Source organism: Bacillus sp. FSL R5-0709, from assembly GCF_038004785.1.
Classification (GTDB): Bacteria; Bacillota; Bacilli; order Bacillales; family Bacillaceae_G; genus Bacillus_A; species Bacillus_A mycoides.
This window is the reverse complement of sequence record NZ_JBBORT010000001.1, coordinates 117,419-135,172: the sequence shown is the minus strand read 5'-3', so window position 1 is coordinate 135,172 and position 17,754 is coordinate 117,419. Positions and strand designations below refer to the sequence as shown.

Here is a 17,754-nt window from a genome sequence, read left to right as displayed (position 1 = left end):
TATTAATGAGTTATCCTTAAGCTTCTTTTACAGAGATAAGGTGAGAAACTTTGTTGATCATACCAAGAATAGCAGGAGTTTCTTCCTTAACTACAGTTGAATTCAACTTTTTAAGACCTAAAGCTTCTACCGTCGCACGTTGATCTTGTGGACGACCAATTACACTACGAGTGAGGGTAATTTCTAACTTTTTCGCCATTTGTTTTCCCTCCTTAACCTAGTAGCTCTTCTACAGATTTACCGCGTAATTTTGCAACATCTTCAGCGCGCTTAAGTTCGCTTAATCCGTTCACAGTAGCGCGAATCATGTTGATTGGTGTGTTAGAACCAAGAGATTTCGAAAGAATATCTTGTACACCAGCTAATTCTAGTACCGCACGAACAGGTCCACCAGCAATAACACCAGTACCCTCAGCAGCAGGTTTTAAGAATACTTCACCAGCTCCAAAATGACCGTTGATTGTGTGAGGAATTGTTGTACCAACTAATGGTACAGCGATTAGGTTTTTCTTAGCGTCTTCGATAGCTTTACGGATTGCGTCTGGTACCTCTTGTGCTTTACCAGTACCGAATCCAACATGACCGTTTTTATCGCCAACTACAACTAGTGCAGCAAAGCGGAAACGACGACCACCCTTAACAACTTTCGCGACACGATTTATCGTAACTACACGTTCTTCAAGTTCTAATTTACTTGGGTCAATGCGTTGCATCAATTTTCCCTCCTTTGACCATTAAAATTGTAATCCAGCCTCACGAGCAGCTTCAGCTAGAGCTTTAACACGGCCATGGTATAAGTAACCACCGCGATCAAATACTACTTCTTTAACGCCTTTCTCTACAGCACGCTTAGCAACTGATTCTCCAACTTTCGTAGCAGCTTCAGTATTGCTAGTACCGTTAAGAGCAAGGTCTTTATCAAGAGTAGATGCACTTACTAATGTTACACCATTTACATCATCAATAACTTGAGCGTAAATATGTTGGTTAGAACGGTACACGTTTAAACGTGGACGTTCTGCAGTACCAGTAAGTTTAGCACGTACACGTGCATGTCTTTTCTTACGAGTCGCATTTTTAGCAGCTTTAGTGATCATTCTTGTCACTCCTTTCTTTCACCTAACGGGTTTACTTAGCAGTTTTACCTTCTTTACGACGAACAACTTCGCCTTCGTAACGAATACCTTTACCTTTATATGGTTCAGGAGCACGTACAGCGCGGATGTTAGCAGCAAATTCGCCAACACGTTGCTTGTCGATACCTTTAATTACGATTTTAGTTGGTACAGGTACTTCAACTTCAAGTCCTGCTTCTGGAGTCATTTCTACTGGATGAGAATAACCTACGCTTAAAACAAGTTTATCTCCTTGTTTTTGAGCACGGTAACCAACACCGACTAATTCAAGTCCGCGTACGAAACCTGTAGTTACACCTTCAACCATGTTTCCGATTAAAGCACGAGTTGTACCGTGTAATGCACGGTGTTCCTTCTGTTCAGATGGACGCTCAACTGTTAGTGTATTTTCTTCAATTTTGATAGACATATCAGTTTTGAAAGTACGAGTTAATTCACCTTTAGGGCCTTTTACTGTTACAGTATTGTCTTCTGCAACTGTAATAGTAACACCTGCAGGGATTTCAAGAATCTTTTTACCAATACGAGACATGTGGTCACACCTCCGTTCGTTTTAAATATATATTACCAAACGTATGCTACTACTTCTCCACCAGTTTGTAATTGACGAGCGTCTTTGTCTGTCATTACTCCCTTAGATGTAGAAACAAGAGCGATACCTAATCCGTTAAGTACACGTGGTACTTCATCAGCTTTTGCGTAAACGCGTAAGCCAGGTTTACTGATACGTTTTAATCCAGTGATTACACGTTCATTGTTTGCACCATATTTCAGGAAAATACGAAGGATACCTTGTTTGTTATCCCCAATGTATTCTACATCACGAATGAAACCTTCACGTTTTAAAAGTTCAGCGATCTCTTTTTTGATTTTAGAAGCAGGAACCTCTAATTTCTCATGACGTACCATGTTCGCATTACGGATGCGAGTAAGCATGTCTGCAATTGGATCTGTCATCACCATGTGTTTTACCTCCTTCCCATTTGTGGGTTTTACCAACTAGCTTTTTTAACACCAGGAATTTGACCTTTATATGCAAGTTCACGGAAACAAATACGGCAAAGCTTAAATTTGCGGTATACAGAATGCGGACGACCGCAGCGTTCGCAACGTGTATACTCTTGTACTTTAAACTTAGGAGTACGCTTTTGTTTCGCGATCATAGATTTTTTAGCCACGTTTTCGCCTCCTCTACTTAGCGTTGGCTTCCATTATTTTTGGAATGGCATACCGAATTGTGTTAAAAGTTCACGAGCTTCTTCATCAGTTTTCGCTGTAGTAACGATTACGATGTCCATACCGCGGACTTTACTTACTTTATCATAATCAATCTCAGGGAAAATTAGTTGCTCTTTAACACCTAATGTGTAGTTCCCACGACCATCGAATGATTTCTTAGAAACACCACGGAAATCACGTACACGTGGTAAAGAAACTGATACTAATTTGTCGAAGAACTCATACATTTGTTGTCCGCGTAAAGTTACTTTCGCACCGATTGGCATACCTTCACGAAGACGGAAACCAGCGATTGATTTTTTAGCGCGAGTTACAACAGGTTTTTGACCTGCGATTTGCGTTAATTCTTCTACTGCATTGTCTAAAGCTTTTGAGTTAGATACCGCGTCACCAACACCAGTGTTGATTACGATCTTTTCGATTTTCGGTACTTCCATCACAGATTTATAGTTAAACTTGCTCATTAGAGCAGGAGTAATTTCCTTTTGGAACTTCTCTTTAAGGCGATTCAATGAAGTGACCTCCTTTCTTAAGAAAATTATTTATCTAATAATTCACCAGATTTTTTTGCAATACGAACTTTTTTACCATCTTCTACTTTGAAGCCTACGCGAGTAGGTTCGCCTGTTTTCGGATCTAATACCATAACATTAGAAACGTGAATAGGTGCTTCTTTCGTAATAATTCCACCTTGTGGATTTAATTGAGATGGCTTAGAGTGTTTTTTAACGATGTTAACACCCTCAACGATAACACGGTTTTGCTTTGGGAAAGCCACAAGGATAACGCCTTGTTTTCCTTTGTCTTTACCAGTGATTACCTGAACTTTATCACCTTTTTTTACATGCATCTTAATTCTGCACCTCCTTAGCAAGGCAATACCTTAAATTATAGAACTTCTGGAGCTAAAGAAACGATCTTCATGAAGTTGCTATCACGTAATTCACGAGCTACTGGTCCGAAGATACGAGTACCACGTGGGCTCTTATCGTCTTTGATGATAACCGCTGCGTTTTCATCAAATTTAATATAAGAACCGTCCGGACGACGAGCTCCGCTCTTCGTACGTACCACTACTGCCTTAACAACGTCACCTTTTTTAACAACGCCACCTGGTGTTGCTTGTTTTACCGTAGCAACGATAATATCACCAATATTAGCATATTTACGACCAGAGCCGCCTAATACTTTAATTGTTAAAAGTTCACGTGCACCAGAGTTGTCAGCAACTTTCAAACGAGATTCTTGTTGGATCATGTTATGAAACCTCCCTTCGGACTAAAAATTCCGATTCGTCTATTTAGATAACAACCGCTTCTTCAACGATTTCAACTAAACGGAAACGCTTAGTAGCAGAAAGCGGGCGAGTTTCCATGATTTTAACGATATCGCCAAGTTTTGCTTGGTTTTGCTCATCATGGGCTTTGTACTTTTTAGAATACTTAACACGTTTTCCGTACAAGGAATGAGTTTTGTAAGTTTCAACTAAAACTGTAATCGTTTTGTCCATTTTATCAGACACAACACGACCAGTATAAACTTTGCGTTGGTTACGTTCGCTCACTATGCAAACCTCCCCTCAATTTATCGATTAATTCCGATCTCTCTTTCACAAACTACAGTTTTCATACGAGCAATCGCTTTACGCACTTCACGGATGCGAGTTGGATTCTCTAATTGTCCTGTAGCAAGTTGGAAGCGAAGATTGAACAATTCTTCCTTTAAAGCTTTAACTTTTGTTTCGATTTCGGCAGTGGTTAATTCACGAATATCATTAGTTTTCATTAGATTCACCACCATTTTCTTCACGTTTTACGAACTTACATTTCACAGGTAGTTTGTGAGCTGCAAGACGTAATGCTTCGCGTGCTACCTCTTCAGATACACCCGCGATTTCAAACATAATTTTCCCAGGTTTTACTACTGCTACCCAGCCTTCTGGTGCCCCTTTACCGGAACCCATACGTACTTCTAGAGGTTTTGCAGTGTAAGGTTTAGAAGGGAAAATTTTAATCCATACTTTACCGCCACGTTTCATGTAACGAGTCATTGCACGACGAGCAGCTTCGATTTGACGGTTTGTAATCCATGAAGCAGCTTGTGCTTGTAAACCGAATTCACCGAAAGCAATTTCAGTTCCACCTTTTGCACGACCACGCATTTTACCACGATGCTCTCTACGATATTTTACGCGTTTTGGCATTAACATATTATTTTCCTCCTTCCTCAGAAGCTTTCTTTTTTGTAGGAAGGACTTCTCCACGGTAGATCCATACTTTTACGCCTAATTTACCGTATGTTGTATCAGCTTCAACTGCTGCATAGTCAATATCAGCGCGAAGTGTATGAAGTGGAACAGTTCCTTCACTGTAAGATTCTGCACGAGCGATATCAGCCCCGCCAAGACGACCAGAAACCTGTGTTTTAATACCTTTTGCTCCTGCACGCATAGCACGTTGAATAACTTGCTTTTGTGCACGACGGAATGATACACGGTTTTCTAATTGACGAGCGATGTTTTCGCCCACTAATTTAGCGTTAAGATCAGCTCTCTTAACTTCTAAAATGTTAATGTGTACACGCTTGCCTGTTAATTGGTTAAGAGCTTTACGAAGTGCTTCAACTTCAGTACCACCTTTACCAATTACCATACCAGGTTTTGCAGTGTGAATTGTAACATTTACACGATTTGCTGCACGTTCGATTTCTACTTTAGCAACAGCAGAATCTTTTAAGCGTACAGTAATGTACTCACGGATTTTGATGTCTTCATGTAATAACGTAGCATAATCTTTCTCAGCGAACCAACGAGATTCCCAGTCGCGGATAATACCGACACGAAGACCAATTGGATTAACCTTCTGACCCATCGATTATCCCTCCTTCTTTTCTGATACCACAACTGTGATGTGGCTTGTGCGTTTGTTAATTTGGCTTGCACGACCCATTGCACGTGGACGGAAACGTTTCAACGTTGGACCTTCGTCAACGAAGACTTTTTCAACAACTAGGTTGTTAATATCCATCTCATAATTGTGCTCTGCATTTGCGATTGCAGATTTTAAAACTTTTTCTACAACTGGAGAAGCAGTTTTTGGTGTGTGGTTAAGGATAGCAATCGCTTCACCCACTTGCTTACCTCGGATTAAGTCTACTACTAAACGAACCTTACGAGGAGCAATACGAACTGTTCTCACTACTGCTTTAGCTTGCATTGAAGTGCCTCCTCTCATTATCTTCTAGTTTTCTTATCGTCAGCAAGGTGACCTTTATACGTACGAGTTGGTGCGAATTCACCTAACTTATGGCCAACCATATCCTCAGTGATGTACACAGGTACGTGTTTACGACCATCATATACAGCAATTGTATGTCCGATGAACTGAGGGAAGATTGTTGAACGGCGAGACCAAGTTTTAACAACTTGTTTTTGCTCAGATGCAACTAATTTTTCCATTTTGTTCATTAAGTGATCATCGACAAATGGTCCTTTTTTTAAGCTACGAGCCATTTTGGTGCCTCCCTTCGTGATTGGCGTACGGTTCTTGAAATGAACCGTACTACAATCCCATTATTTTTTACGACGACGAACGATAAATTTATCAGACGCTTTGTTTTTCTTACGAGTCTTGAATCCAAGAGTTGGTTTACCCCATGGAGACATTGGAGACTTACGTCCGATTGGAGAGCGTCCTTCACCACCACCGTGTGGGTGATCAACCGGGTTCATTACAGAACCACGAACTGTTGGGCGCTTACCTAACCAGCGAGAGCGACCTGCTTTACCGATTTTGATAAGTTCGTGTTGTTCGTTACCAACTTGACCGATTGAAGCGCGACAAGCAGATAATACTAAACGTACTTCACCAGAAGTTAAACGTACAAGTACGTATTTTCCTTCTTTACCAAGTACTTGAGCAGATGTACCAGCAGAACGGACTAATTGTCCTCCACGACCAGGCTTAAGCTCGATATTATGAACAACAGTACCTACTGGAATGTTGATTAATGGTAATGCGTTACCGATTTTAATGTCAGCTTCAGGGCCAGACATAACTTCCATACCTACTTCTAAAGTTTTAGGAGCAAGAATGTAACGTTTTTCACCGTCAACGTAGTTAATTAATGCGATATTCGCAGAGCGGTTTGGATCGTATTCGATCGTAGCAACGCGTCCTGGAATTCCATCTTTGTTACGCTTAAAGTCGATGATACGGTATTGACGCTTATGTCCGCCACCTTGATGACGTACAGTAATTTTACCTTGGTTATTACGACCAGCCTTTTTGCTTAAAGGAGCAAGTAAAGACTTTTCTGGTCTGTCAGTCGTGATTTCAGCGAAATCATTCGTAGTCATGTTACGACGACCGTTAGTAGTTGGATTATACTTTTTAATTCCCATCTCAATTTCCCTCCTTCTTTAGTAAGAATTAAACGCCTTGGAAGATTTCGATTTCTTTGCTGTCAGCAGTTAGCTTAACGATTGCTTTACGACGACGGCTAGTAAAACCAGCGTGACGACCAACACGTTTTGCTTTCGGCTTGTAGTTCATGATATTTACTTTGTCTACATTAACACCAAAGATCGCTTCTATAGCGTCTTTAACCTCTGTTTTATTAGATTTAACGTCCACGTCGAACGTGTATTTTTTTTCAGCCATCATTTCCATAGAACGTTCAGTGATAACTGGGCGCTTAATGATATCACGAGGATCTCTCATTATGCAAGCACCTCCTCTACTTTTTCCACTGCCGCTTTTGTCATGATTAGCTTATCATGATGAAGCACATCTAGCACGTTTACGCCATCAGCAGTGATTACTGTTACTCCAGGGATATTGCGAGCAGATAACTCTACAGATTCGTTTGCATCAGCAGTTACGATAAGAGCTTTCTTCTCAACAGTTAATCCTTTAAGTACTGCTACCATGTCTTTTGTTTTTGGTGCATTTAACACTAGGTCCTCAAGAACTACAATGTTGTTCTCAACTACTTTAGTAGCTAATGCAGATTTGATTGCTAAACGACGAACTTTCTTAGGAAGTTTGTACGCATAGCTTCTTGGTGTAGGTCCGAATACCGTACCACCACCACGCCATTGAGGAGAGCGGATAGAACCTTGACGAGCACGTCCAGTTCCTTTTTGACGCCATGGTTTACGACCACCACCACGAACTTCAGAGCGAGTTTTTACTTTGTGTGTACCTTGACGTAAAGATGCACGTTGCATCATTACAGCTTCAAATAGTACAGCTTCATTTGGTTCGATACCGAAAATAGCTTCAGCTAATTCGATTTCACCAACCTGTGAACCAGTTTGGTTATATACAGTAACTTTTGGCATTGGAATTCCTCCTTCCTATTGTGAATTATTTGCTAACCTTCACAGCGCCTTGAACAACTACAAGAGATTTCTTAGCACCTGGAACGTTACCTTTTACTAGTAATAAGTTGCGCTCAGTGTCAACTTGAACGATTTCTAAGTTTTGGATAGTAACTTGGTCTCCACCCATACGTCCAGCAAGTTTTTTGCCTTTGAATACACGGTTCGGAGCAACTGGCCCCATTGAACCTGGACGACGGTGATAGCGAGAACCATGAGACATAGGTCCGCGAGATTGTCCGTGGCGTTTAATAACACCTTGGAAACCTTTACCTTTAGAAATTCCTGTTACGTCAACGATTTCACCTGCAGCGAAAACTTCAACTTTTACCTCTTGACCAACCTCTAATCCGTCCACGTCTGCATCGCGGATTTCGCGAATGAAGCGCTTAGGAGTTGTAGATGCTTTAGCAGTGTGGCCTTGTTCAGGTTTGTTAGTTAACTTTTCACGTTTATCTTCAAATCCTAACTGAATTGCGTTGTAGCCATCAGTTTCAGTTGTTTTCTTTTGAAGAACAACGTTTGGATTAGCAGCGATTACCGTTACTGGGATTAACTCACCGTTCTCAGCAAATACTTGAGTCATACCGATCTTTCTTCCTAAGATTCCTTTGGTCATGAGTTACACCTCCTACATTTTTAAGTTATATGAATTATAGTTTGATTTCGATATCTACACCAGATGGTAAATCTAAACGCATTAATGAATCTACTGTTTGCGGAGTAGGACTCACGATGTCGATTAGACGTTTGTGTGTGCGCATTTCGAATTGTTCACGAGAATCTTTGTACTTATGAACAGCACGAAGAATTGTGTAAATAGTCTTCTCAGTTGGTAATGGGATCGGACCAGAAACTGTTGCCCCAGAACGCTTAGCTGTTTCTACAATTTTCTCAGCTGATTGATCAAGAATACGGTGATCATAAGCTTTTAAACGGATACGAATTTTTTCTTTTGCCATTATTTTCCCTCCTTCGTTCGCCTATTTCTAAAATAGACCTTCTCCATGGAAATTTCCCCACACCATGCCATGGCAAAGCGGCCGGGTGTGTCAGCAACCTTCCACTTCATCGCAGTCAAAGACCAACATTGTCTATTATACAATGTTATTCGTCTAGATGCAAGCATCTTTTTGTTCGCATCTGCTTTTCTCTACTTTTGCTATTATACATGGCACTTTAAAGAATATCAAGTTTTCATCTACTCTTATTCAACTTACAGTTTTTGGGTGTTATTTTCGTTTTATATACTATAGAAGAAACTCATCCAAAAATAGAAAATACATCTCTTTCTTCTATAGTAATAAGCAATAAAAAAACTCAAGGGAGAATCCCTTGAGTTTTTAATAATCTAATTAAAGACTACTCAGCAACGATTGTAGCAACTACACCGTAACCTACTGTACGTCCACCTTCACGAATAGAGAATTTAGTTCCCTCTTCGATAGCGATTGGAGCGATAAGTTCAATAGTCATTTCGATGTTGTCACCAGGCATTACCATTTCAGTACCTTCTGGTAATTGGATGATACCAGTTACGTCAGTTGTACGGAAGTAGAACTGTGGACGGTAGTTAGCGAAGAATGGAGTATGACGTCCACCTTCTTCTTTAGATAATACGAAAACCTCAGCTTTGAATTTAGCGTGTGCTTTTACAGAGCCAGTTTTAGCAAGAACTTGTCCACGTTGGATGTCTTCACGAGCAACCCCACGAAGTAGAGCACCGATGTTGTCTCCAGCTTGAGCTTGGTCAAGAAGCTTACGGAACATTTCTACACCAGTTACAGTTGTAGTAGCATTCTCTTCAGCAAGACCGATGATTTCTACTACGTCACCAACTTTAACGATTCCACGCTCAACACGACCAGTTGCAACTGTACCACGACCTGTGATAGAGAATACATCCTCGATAGGCATTAAGAATGGTTTGTCAGTTTCACGTTCTGGAGTTGGGATGTAAGCATCAACTTCAGTCATTAATTCGATGATTTTTTCTTCCCACTCAGCTTCTCCTTGAAGAGCTTTAAGAGCAGAACCTTTAATTACAGGAATATCGTCGCCTGGGAATCCGTATTCAGATAATAGGTCGCGAACTTCCATTTCTACTAATTCTAATAATTCTTCGTCATCTACCATGTCGCATTTGTTTAAGAATACAACGATGTAAGGAACACCTACTTGACGAGAAAGAAGGATGTGCTCACGTGTTTGAGGCATTGGACCATCAGCAGCAGATACTACTAAGATACCGCCGTCCATTTGAGCAGCACCAGTGATCATGTTTTTAACATAGTCAGCATGACCTGGGCAGTCAACGTGTGCATAGTGACGAGTTTCAGTTTCGTACTCAACGTGTGCAGTTGAGATTGTGATTCCGCGCTCTCTTTCTTCTGGAGCAGCGTCGATTTGATCGTATCCGCGTGCTTCAGCACCACCAGCTTTTGCAAGAACTGTAGTGATCGCAGCAGTTAATGTAGTTTTACCATGGTCAACGTGGCCGATTGTACCGATGTTAACATGGGGTTTAGAACGTTCGAATTTAGCTTTAGCCATTCTAAATTCCTCCTTAGTTTATATGGGTTATTTTATATTTAGACTAGAAAGTGAAACTTGCGTCTCACTTTCTAAGCTTACATAAGTAGTTATACTTGAACAATCGATAAAAATCAATTATTCACCTTTATTTTTTTTAATAATTTCTTCAGAAACAGACTTCGGTACTTCTTCATAATGATCAAATGTCATTGAGAATGTTCCGCGTCCTTGAGTGTTAGAACGTAATGCCGTTGCATAACCGAACATTTCAGAAAGTGGAACCATAGCGCGAACAACTTGAGCGTTACCGCGAGCTTCCATACCTTCTACACGTCCACGACGAGATGTTACGTCGCCCATAATGTCACCCATGTACTCTTCAGGAATTACAACTTCAACTTTCATCATTGGCTCAAGAATTACTGGGCTACATTTAGAAACCGCAGCTTTAAGCGCCATAGATGCAGCGATTTTGAACGCCATCTCAGATGAATCGACATCATGGTAAGATCCGTCAACTAACGCAGCTTTGATGTCAACTAGTGGGTAACCAGCTAGTACACCATTTTTAAGTGAGTCTTCAAGACCCGCTCCAACAGCTGGGATGTATTCACGTGGAACTACACCGCCGACGATTTTGTTTTGGAATTCAAAACCTTTACCTTCTTCATTAGGTTCAAACTCAATCCAAACGTGACCGAATTGTCCACGACCACCAGATTGACGAGCGAACTTACCTTCAACTTTCGCAGCAGCGCGGAAAGTCTCACGGTATGCTACCTGAGGAGCACCAACGTTTGCTTCCACTTTGAATTCACGGCGCATACGGTCAACGATGATATCAAGGTGAAGTTCACCCATACCAGCGATGATTGTTTGGCCAGTTTCTTGGTCAGTGTGAGCACGGAATGTTGGATCTTCTTCAGAAAGCTTAGATAATGCTGTACCCATTTTATCTTGGTCAGCTTTAGATTTTGGTTCGATAGCTACAGAGATAACTGGTTCTGGGAATTCCATAGACTCAAGGATAACAAGGCTCTTCTCGTCACAAAGAGTATCACCAGTAGTAGTATCTTTTAAACCTACAGCAGCAGCGATATCACCAGCGTAAACTGTTGAAATCTCTTCACGGCTGTTAGCGTGCATTTGTAGGATACGACCTACACGCTCACGCTTACCTTTAGTTGAGTTTTTCACGTATGATCCAGAGTTTAACACACCAGAGTACACACGGAAGAACGTTAACTTACCAACATAAGGATCAGTCATGATTTTGAATGCTAAAGCTGCGAATGGTTCTTCATCGCTAGACTTACGCTCGATAGCTTCATCTGTATCCGGAAGAGTACCTTTAATAGCAGGTACATCTAATGGAGATGGTAGGTAGTCGATAACTGCGTCTAACAGAATTTGAACACCTTTATTTTTGAATGCAGAACCACAGATTACTGGGAAGAATTCTACAGAAGTTGTAGCCTTACGGATACCAGCTTTAAGCTCTTCTACAGTGATTTCTTCACCTTCTAGGTACTTCATCATCATTTCTTCATCAAGCTCAGCTACCGCTTCAATAAGTTTTCCACGGTATTCTTCAGCTAATTCTTTATGCTCTTCAGGAATTTCGACACGCTCGATGTCTGTTCCTAAATCGTTAGCGTACATGTAAGCACACTCTTCAACAAGGTCAATGATACCATTGAACTCATCTTCAGCACCGATTGGTAACTGAATTGGATGTGCGTTTGCTTGTAAACGATCGTGGATTGTTCCTACAGAGTATAAGAAATCTGCACCAATCTTATCCATTTTGTTAACGAATACGATACGAGGTACACCATAAGTAGTAGCCTGACGCCAAACAGTTTCTGTTTGTGGTTCTACACCAGATTGTGCATCAAGTACTGCTACTGCGCCATCAAGTACGCGTAAAGAACGTTCTACTTCTACTGTGAAATCTACGTGTCCTGGAGTGTCAATGATATTTACACGGTGACCTTTCCATTGTGCTGTAGTTGCAGCAGAAGTAATTGTGATACCACGTTCTTGCTCTTGCTCCATCCAGTCCATCTGAGATGCACCTTCATGAGTTTCACCGATTTTATGAATACGTCCTGTGTAATACAGAATACGCTCAGTTGCTGTTGTTTTACCAGCATCGATGTGAGCCATGATACCAATATTACGAGTGTTTTCTAAAGAGAACTCTCTAGTCATTTGGTGTCTTGCTCCTTCCATATATGGATTGGATTATTTTATTTTAAGTAGCAAAAAAGCCACTTTATATTGTTACATATGCCAGTGTCCAGTACCCTCATTATGTAAAACGAGCGCCCAACGAAAGGGAGAGGCATTCTCCCTCTCCACACTTCCATAAGCGACAAATAAAGCGGTTTATGCTTACATTTATTTTACGTTGAATCCTACCAACGGTAATGAGCAAATGCTTTGTTAGCTTCTGCCATTTTATGAGTGTCTTCACGTTTCTTAACAGATGCACCAGCGTTGTTAGCTGCATCTAAGATTTCGTAAGCTAGACGCTCTTCCATAGTTTTTTCACCACGAAGACGAGCATAGTTTACTAACCAGCGAAGACCTAAAGTTGTACGGCGTTCTGGACGAACCTCAACTGGAACTTGGTAGTTAGCACCACCAACACGACGAGCGCGTACTTCAAGAACAGGCATGATGTTCTTAAGAGCTTGCTCGAATACTTCCATTGGTTCTTTATCTGAACGTTCACGAACGATATCGAAAGCGTTATAAAGAATTGTTTGAGATTTACCTTTTTTACCGTCAACCATCATTTTGTTGATTAGGCGTGTTACAAGTTTAGAATTGTACATTGGATCTGGTAACACGTCACGTTTCGCAACAGGTCCTTTACGAGGCATATTGAGTTCCTCCTTTCATTATAAGTTTATTATTTTTTAGCAGGTTTTGGTCGCTTAGTACCATATTTAGAACGTCCTTGCATACGTTTGTCAACACCAGCTGTATCAAGCGCACCACGAACGATGTGGTAACGTACCCCTGGTAAATCCTTTACTCGACCACCGCGAATTAATACTACGCTATGCTCTTGTAGGTTATGACCGATACCTGGGATGTAAGCTGTAACTTCAATACCGTTTGTTAAACGTACACGAGCGTATTTACGTAACGCTGAGTTCGGTTTCTTCGGAGTCATTGTACCAACACGAGTACACACACCACGTTTTTGAGGTGCAGAGATATCAGTTGATTTTTTCTTTAAAGAATTAAAACCTTTGTTTAACGCAGGTGATTTAGACTTCCATACTTTATCAGTACGACCATTTCTCACTAATTGGTTAATAGTAGGCATTTGATTATCCTCCCTTCGCATGTTTGTATGACCACATATCCAGGTGGTTCATTATTAGTTGAAAACAAAGTTTTTGCAAGGAAGAGCAAATGCTCTCTCCTCACAAAAACAGTTTTAACTTATTATTCCTATTGCTGAAGCTCCCACTTGAATCCCCGAAACTTTTCCAAGCTTACGAACTGATTCAACTTTGGTTATGGGTATGTTATGTTGCAAGGCAGTACGAATGATAACATGGGTTAACCGCACATCAGCATCTTCCGCAATAACAACTTCTTTAACTATACCATTTTTGATTGCTTCCAATGTTCGTTTATGACCAACGACTACATTTTCAGCATTTGACACTTTTTGATAAGACATTTAAATATCCTCCAAAGCATCATTCAGGAGCAACCTTGATTATAGTAACATTTTGTCTCATACAATGTCAACTAGGATCAGCTGTTTTTATACAAAATTTACGACGGAAAATTTTACTGTTCCACATAAACTTCATCGTTTTCTACATTCATGTTATCTTGTGTTGTTTTTACAAGATCCACTTTGCGATAACGATTCATACCTGTTCCAGCAGGAACAAGCTTACCGATAATAACATTCTCTTTCAATCCTAGAAGCTCATCGCGTTTACCCTTAATTGCTGCATCTGTTAGAACACGAGTTGTTTCTTGGAATGACGCCGCAGATAAGAACGAATCTGTCTCAAGTGAAGCTTTTGTAATACCAAGTAGAACTGGTCTAGCCGTTGCTGGTTGTTTACCTTTCAGTAACACCTTCGCATTCGCATCAGTAAACTGATGGATATCTAGTAATGTTCCTGGTAATACATCTGTTTCACCCGCATCACTTACACGAACTTTACGTAGCATTTGACGTACCATTACTTCTACGTGTTTGTCACCAATTTCTACCCCTTGCATACGGTATACTTTTTGAACTTCACGTAATAAGTATTCTTGAACTGCTGTAATGTCCGTTACTTTTAGTAATTCCTTCGGATCAATAGAACCTTCTGTTAACTCTTTACCGTGGCTAATTGGCTGTCCTAGAGTTACTTTCAGACGAGCACCGTAAGGAATAGCATACGTACGAGCTTCAACTTCACCCTGTACAACTACTTCTTGGCGATCTTTAACATCGTTGATCGCTGCGATAACACCGTCAATTTCACTGATAACTGCCTGACCCTTCGGATTACGAGCTTCGAAGATCTCTTGGATACGAGGTAAACCTTGTGTGATATCATCCCCGGCAACCCCACCTGTATGGAACGTACGCATCGTTAACTGTGTACCTGGCTCACCGATAGATTGAGCTGCGATAATACCTACCGCTTCTCCTACTTCTACGTCTGTACCAGTTGCTAAGTTACGACCGTAACACTTCTTACATACACCATGGCGAGTATTACACGTAAACGCTGAACGAATGTTTACAGTTTCAACACCCGACTTTTCAACGATATGAGCAATATCTTCAGTAATTAATTGATTTTCAACAACTAATACTTCACCTGTTTCAGGATGTTTTACAGTTTTTCTTGCAAAACGTCCAACAAGACGATCATATAGTGACTCAATAACTTCATTACCCTCTTTAATCGCACCAATTAGTAAACCGCGATCTGTTCCACAATCATCTTGACGAACAATTACATCTTGTGCAACGTCTACAAGACGACGTGTTAAGTAACCAGAATCGGCAGTTTTAAGTGCTGTATCGGCAAGACCTTTACGCGCACCATGCGTAGAGATGAAGTACTCAAGTACTGTTAAACCTTCACGGAAACTCGATTTGATCGGAAGCTCAATGATACGACCAGATGGATTGGCCATCAGACCACGCATACCAGCAAGCTGAGTAAAGTTCGATGCGTTACCACGGGCACCGGAATCACTCATCATGAAGATTGGGTTGCGTTTATTCAAGGATTTCATCAGCTTTCCTTGGATAACATCTTTTGCATTACTCCAAATAGAGATAACACGATCGTAACGTTCTTCTTCCGTGATTAAACCGCGACGGAATTGTTTAATTACATTATCTACTTTTGCTTGTGCTTCATGGAGAATTTCATCTTTTTCACCTAATACAAGAATATCTGATACCCCAACTGTAATACCAGCTTTTGTAGAGTATTTAAATCCTAAGTTTTTCATACGGTCAAGCATGCGAGACGTTTCTGTAATTTGGAAACGTTTGAATACTTCCGCAATAATATTACCAAGGATTTTCTTGCTAAATGGTGCCACTTCTTCGCGACTAGCAATAATTTCTTTAATGTTCGCACCTTTTTCAACGAAATATTCCGCTGGTGTTTCTTTTTCAAGGTTTGAGTTTGTCGGTTCATTAATATAAGGGAACGACTCTGGTAAGATTTCGTTAAATATTAATTTACCAACTGTTGTTAATAGAAGCTTACTCTTTTGCTCTTCAGTAAACGTTACATTATTTACCGAACTCGCAGCAACTGCAACACGTGTGTGCAGATGTACATATCCATTTTGGTATGCAAGTATTGCTTCGTTTGCATCTTTGAAGACCATACCTTCACCGATTGCACCCTCGCGCTCAAGTGTTAAGTAATAGTTACCTAATACCATATCCTGAGATGGAGTAACAACTGGTTTTCCGTCTTTTGGATTCAAGATGTTTTGTGCCGCTAACATAAGGATACGAGCTTCTGCTTGTGCCTCTGATGATAACGGAACGTGAACCGCCATTTGGTCACCGTCAAAGTCCGCGTTGTATGCAGTACATACAAGTGGGTGAAGACGGATTGCACGACCTTCTACTAGTGTAGGTTCAAACGCCTGGATACCAAGACGGTGAAGTGTTGGTGCGCGGTTTAGAAGTACTGGATGCTCTTTGATCACAGATTCTAAAACGTCCCAAACTTCAGGGTGTACACGCTCGATTTTACGTTTAGCACTCTTAATGTTGTGTGCTAATCCTTTTCCAACTAACTCTTTCATAACGAAAGGTTTAAACAATTCAAGTGCCATTTCTTTCGGCAATCCACATTGGTACATCTTTAAGTTCGGTCCTACAACGATTACAGAACGGCCAGAGTAGTCAACACGTTTACCTAATAAGTTTTGACGGAAACGTCCTTGTTTACCTTTAAGCATGTGAGATAGTGATTTTAATGGACGGTTACCTGGTCCAGTAACTGGACGGCCACGGCGACCATTATCGATTAATGCGTCTACAGCTTCTTGTAACATACGTTTTTCGTTTTGAACGATAATGCTTGGTGCACCTAAGTCCAATAGACGTTTTAAACGGTTGTTACGGTTAATTACACGACGATATAAGTCGTTTAAGTCAGAAGTAGCAAAACGTCCACCATCTAACTGTACCATCGGGCGTAGTTCTGGTGGGATAACTGGAAGAACCTCTAAGATCATCCAAGATGGGTGATTTCCAGAGTTACGGAATGCTTCTAATACTTCTAGACGTTTAATAGCACGAGTACGGCGTTGTCCTTGTGCTGTTTTTAATTCTTCTTTTAAGAAGTCTACTTCTTTATCTAAATCGATGTCTTGCAGTAATTTTTTAATCGCTTCTGCACCCATAGCAGCATGGAATGTACTGCCATATCGATCACGATATGCACGGTATTCTTTTTCAGAAAGTAATTGCTTCTTATCAAGTGGTGTATCTCCACTTTCTGTTACAACATAAGAAGCGAAATAAATTACTTCTTCAAGCGCGCGAGGGGACATGTCTAAGACAAGTCCCATGCGGCTCGGGATACCTTTGAAATACCAAATATGAGATACAGGAGCAGCTAATTCGATATGACCCATACGTTCACGACGAACTTTTGCACGCGTTACTTCAACGCCACATCGATCACAAACTACACCTTTATAACGTACACGTTTATATTTCCCGCAATGACATTCCCAGTCCTTTTGTGGTCCGAAAATACGCTCACAGAACAAGCCATCTTTTTCAGGCTTTAACGTACGATAGTTAATTGTTTCTGGTTTCTTAACTTCACCGTATGACCAAGAACGAATCTTGTCAGGTGAAGCAAGTCCAATCTTCATATATTCAAAGTTATTTACATCTATCAAGGGGCCTACCTCCCTTTTAGTCTACAGGTT

The 17,754-nt window shown here is 40.7% G+C and carries 26 protein-coding genes; all 26 read right to left on the bottom strand.

Translation table 11 applies throughout. From position 1 onward, the window contains the following. Positions 1-16: 16 nt before the first annotated feature. The 26 genes from rpmD to rpoC all read right to left on the bottom strand — a co-directional run bounded on the left by rpmD (position 17) and on the right by rpoC (position 17,724). Complete coding sequence (gene rpmD, locus MKX37_RS00760) at positions 17-199, bottom strand: 50S ribosomal protein L30 (RefSeq protein ID WP_002009757.1); 183 nt, start codon at positions 197-199, stop codon at positions 17-19. Between the two features lie 13 nt (positions 200-212). After that, positions 213-713, bottom strand: coding sequence for a 30S ribosomal protein S5 (gene rpsE, locus MKX37_RS00755; RefSeq protein ID WP_002009759.1), 501 nt, complete (start codon positions 711-713; stop codon positions 213-215). Positions 714-734: 21 nt separating this feature from the next. Further along, positions 735-1,097, bottom strand: coding sequence for a 50S ribosomal protein L18 (gene rplR / locus MKX37_RS00750; RefSeq protein WP_002009761.1), 363 nt, complete (start codon positions 1,095-1,097; stop codon positions 735-737). 31 nt (positions 1,098-1,128) lie between these two features. Continuing rightward, positions 1,129-1,668: a 50S ribosomal protein L6 gene (gene rplF, locus MKX37_RS00745; RefSeq protein WP_002009762.1), complete on the bottom strand. Its 540-nt coding sequence runs from the start codon at positions 1,666-1,668 to the stop codon at positions 1,129-1,131. Positions 1,669-1,700: 32 nt separating this feature from the next. After that, a complete protein-coding gene (rpsH, locus tag MKX37_RS00740) occupies positions 1,701-2,099 on the bottom strand; it encodes a 30S ribosomal protein S8 (RefSeq protein WP_002009764.1) in 399 nt (132 codons plus the stop codon). Between the two features lie 29 nt (positions 2,100-2,128). Beyond that, positions 2,129-2,314 carry a 30S ribosomal protein S14 gene (gene rpsN, locus MKX37_RS00735; protein ID WP_001085700.1) on the bottom strand — a complete coding sequence of 62 codons (186 nt, stop codon included), beginning with the start codon at positions 2,312-2,314 and terminating at the stop codon, positions 2,129-2,131. A gap of 33 nt (positions 2,315-2,347) precedes the next feature. Further along, positions 2,348-2,887 carry a 50S ribosomal protein L5 gene (rplE, locus tag MKX37_RS00730; protein WP_002091528.1) on the bottom strand — a complete coding sequence of 180 codons (540 nt, stop codon included), beginning with the start codon at positions 2,885-2,887 and terminating at the stop codon, positions 2,348-2,350. 26 nt (positions 2,888-2,913) lie between these two features. Beyond that, positions 2,914-3,225: a 50S ribosomal protein L24 gene (rplX, locus tag MKX37_RS00725; RefSeq protein WP_000558201.1), complete on the bottom strand. Its 312-nt coding sequence runs from the start codon at positions 3,223-3,225 to the stop codon at positions 2,914-2,916. Positions 3,226-3,263: 38 nt separating this feature from the next. Next, entirely contained in the window at positions 3,264-3,632 is a 369-nt protein-coding gene (gene rplN / locus MKX37_RS00720; protein ID WP_000615912.1) for a 50S ribosomal protein L14, read from the bottom strand. Between the two features lie 43 nt (positions 3,633-3,675). Further along, positions 3,676-3,939: a 30S ribosomal protein S17 gene (gene rpsQ / locus MKX37_RS00715; protein WP_002091526.1), complete on the bottom strand. Its 264-nt coding sequence runs from the start codon at positions 3,937-3,939 to the stop codon at positions 3,676-3,678. Between the two features lie 20 nt (positions 3,940-3,959). Then, the gene (rpmC, locus tag MKX37_RS00710) at positions 3,960-4,160 is read right to left on the bottom strand and encodes a 50S ribosomal protein L29 (RefSeq protein WP_002091523.1); all 201 of its coding nucleotides are present in this window, start codon (positions 4,158-4,160) and stop codon (positions 3,960-3,962) included. Beyond that, positions 4,150-4,584, bottom strand: coding sequence for a 50S ribosomal protein L16 (gene rplP, locus MKX37_RS00705; protein ID WP_000928969.1), 435 nt, complete (start codon positions 4,582-4,584; stop codon positions 4,150-4,152). Before rplP ends, rpmC begins: the two co-directional genes overlap by 11 nt. A 1-nt stretch (position 4,585) precedes the next feature. Continuing rightward, positions 4,586-5,245 carry a 30S ribosomal protein S3 gene (rpsC, locus tag MKX37_RS00700; RefSeq protein WP_002009771.1) on the bottom strand — a complete coding sequence of 220 codons (660 nt, stop codon included), beginning with the start codon at positions 5,243-5,245 and terminating at the stop codon, positions 4,586-4,588. Between the two features lie 3 nt (positions 5,246-5,248). Next, positions 5,249-5,590: a 50S ribosomal protein L22 gene (gene rplV / locus MKX37_RS00695; protein WP_002009773.1), complete on the bottom strand. Its 342-nt coding sequence runs from the start codon at positions 5,588-5,590 to the stop codon at positions 5,249-5,251. 17 nt (positions 5,591-5,607) lie between these two features. Beyond that, positions 5,608-5,886: a 30S ribosomal protein S19 gene (gene rpsS, locus MKX37_RS00690; protein WP_000124452.1), complete on the bottom strand. Its 279-nt coding sequence runs from the start codon at positions 5,884-5,886 to the stop codon at positions 5,608-5,610. A 60-nt stretch (positions 5,887-5,946) separates the two neighbouring features. Next, on the bottom strand, positions 5,947-6,777 hold the full coding sequence (rplB, locus tag MKX37_RS00685) for a 50S ribosomal protein L2 (RefSeq protein ID WP_000511584.1): 831 nt from the start codon (positions 6,775-6,777) through the stop codon (positions 5,947-5,949). Positions 6,778-6,805: 28 nt separating this feature from the next. After that, on the bottom strand, positions 6,806-7,096 hold the full coding sequence (gene rplW / locus MKX37_RS00680; RefSeq protein WP_001205557.1) for a 50S ribosomal protein L23: 291 nt from the start codon (positions 7,094-7,096) through the stop codon (positions 6,806-6,808). After that, positions 7,096-7,719: a 50S ribosomal protein L4 gene (gene rplD, locus MKX37_RS00675; RefSeq protein ID WP_001127261.1), complete on the bottom strand. Its 624-nt coding sequence runs from the start codon at positions 7,717-7,719 to the stop codon at positions 7,096-7,098. Before rplD ends, rplW begins: the two co-directional genes overlap by 1 nt. Before the next feature lie 25 nt (positions 7,720-7,744). Further along, positions 7,745-8,377 carry a 50S ribosomal protein L3 gene (gene rplC, locus MKX37_RS00670; RefSeq protein ID WP_000160209.1) on the bottom strand — a complete coding sequence of 211 codons (633 nt, stop codon included), beginning with the start codon at positions 8,375-8,377 and terminating at the stop codon, positions 7,745-7,747. 34 nt (positions 8,378-8,411) lie between these two features. Continuing rightward, entirely contained in the window at positions 8,412-8,720 is a 309-nt protein-coding gene (gene rpsJ / locus MKX37_RS00665) for a 30S ribosomal protein S10 (RefSeq protein WP_001040595.1), read from the bottom strand. Between the two features lie 400 nt (positions 8,721-9,120). Further along, entirely contained in the window at positions 9,121-10,311 is a 1,191-nt protein-coding gene (tuf, locus tag MKX37_RS00660; RefSeq protein WP_002009778.1) for an elongation factor Tu, read from the bottom strand. Between the two features lie 117 nt (positions 10,312-10,428). Beyond that, positions 10,429-12,507 carry an elongation factor G gene (gene fusA / locus MKX37_RS00655; protein ID WP_002113318.1) on the bottom strand — a complete coding sequence of 693 codons (2,079 nt, stop codon included), beginning with the start codon at positions 12,505-12,507 and terminating at the stop codon, positions 10,429-10,431. Between the two features lie 206 nt (positions 12,508-12,713). Continuing rightward, positions 12,714-13,184, bottom strand: a complete 471-nt coding sequence (gene rpsG / locus MKX37_RS00650) for a 30S ribosomal protein S7 (RefSeq protein ID WP_001137492.1) — start codon at positions 13,182-13,184, stop codon at positions 12,714-12,716. A 29-nt stretch (positions 13,185-13,213) separates the two neighbouring features. Next, a complete protein-coding gene (gene rpsL / locus MKX37_RS00645) occupies positions 13,214-13,636 on the bottom strand; it encodes a 30S ribosomal protein S12 (RefSeq protein ID WP_001142341.1) in 423 nt (140 codons plus the stop codon). 114 nt (positions 13,637-13,750) lie between these two features. Next, complete coding sequence (locus tag MKX37_RS00640) at positions 13,751-13,999, bottom strand: 50S ribosomal protein L7ae-like protein (RefSeq protein WP_000121833.1); 249 nt, start codon at positions 13,997-13,999, stop codon at positions 13,751-13,753. 113 nt (positions 14,000-14,112) lie between these two features. After that, positions 14,113-17,724, bottom strand: coding sequence for a DNA-directed RNA polymerase subunit beta' (gene rpoC / locus MKX37_RS00635; protein ID WP_002009783.1), 3,612 nt, complete (start codon positions 17,722-17,724; stop codon positions 14,113-14,115). Positions 17,725-17,754 lie beyond the last annotated feature (30 nt).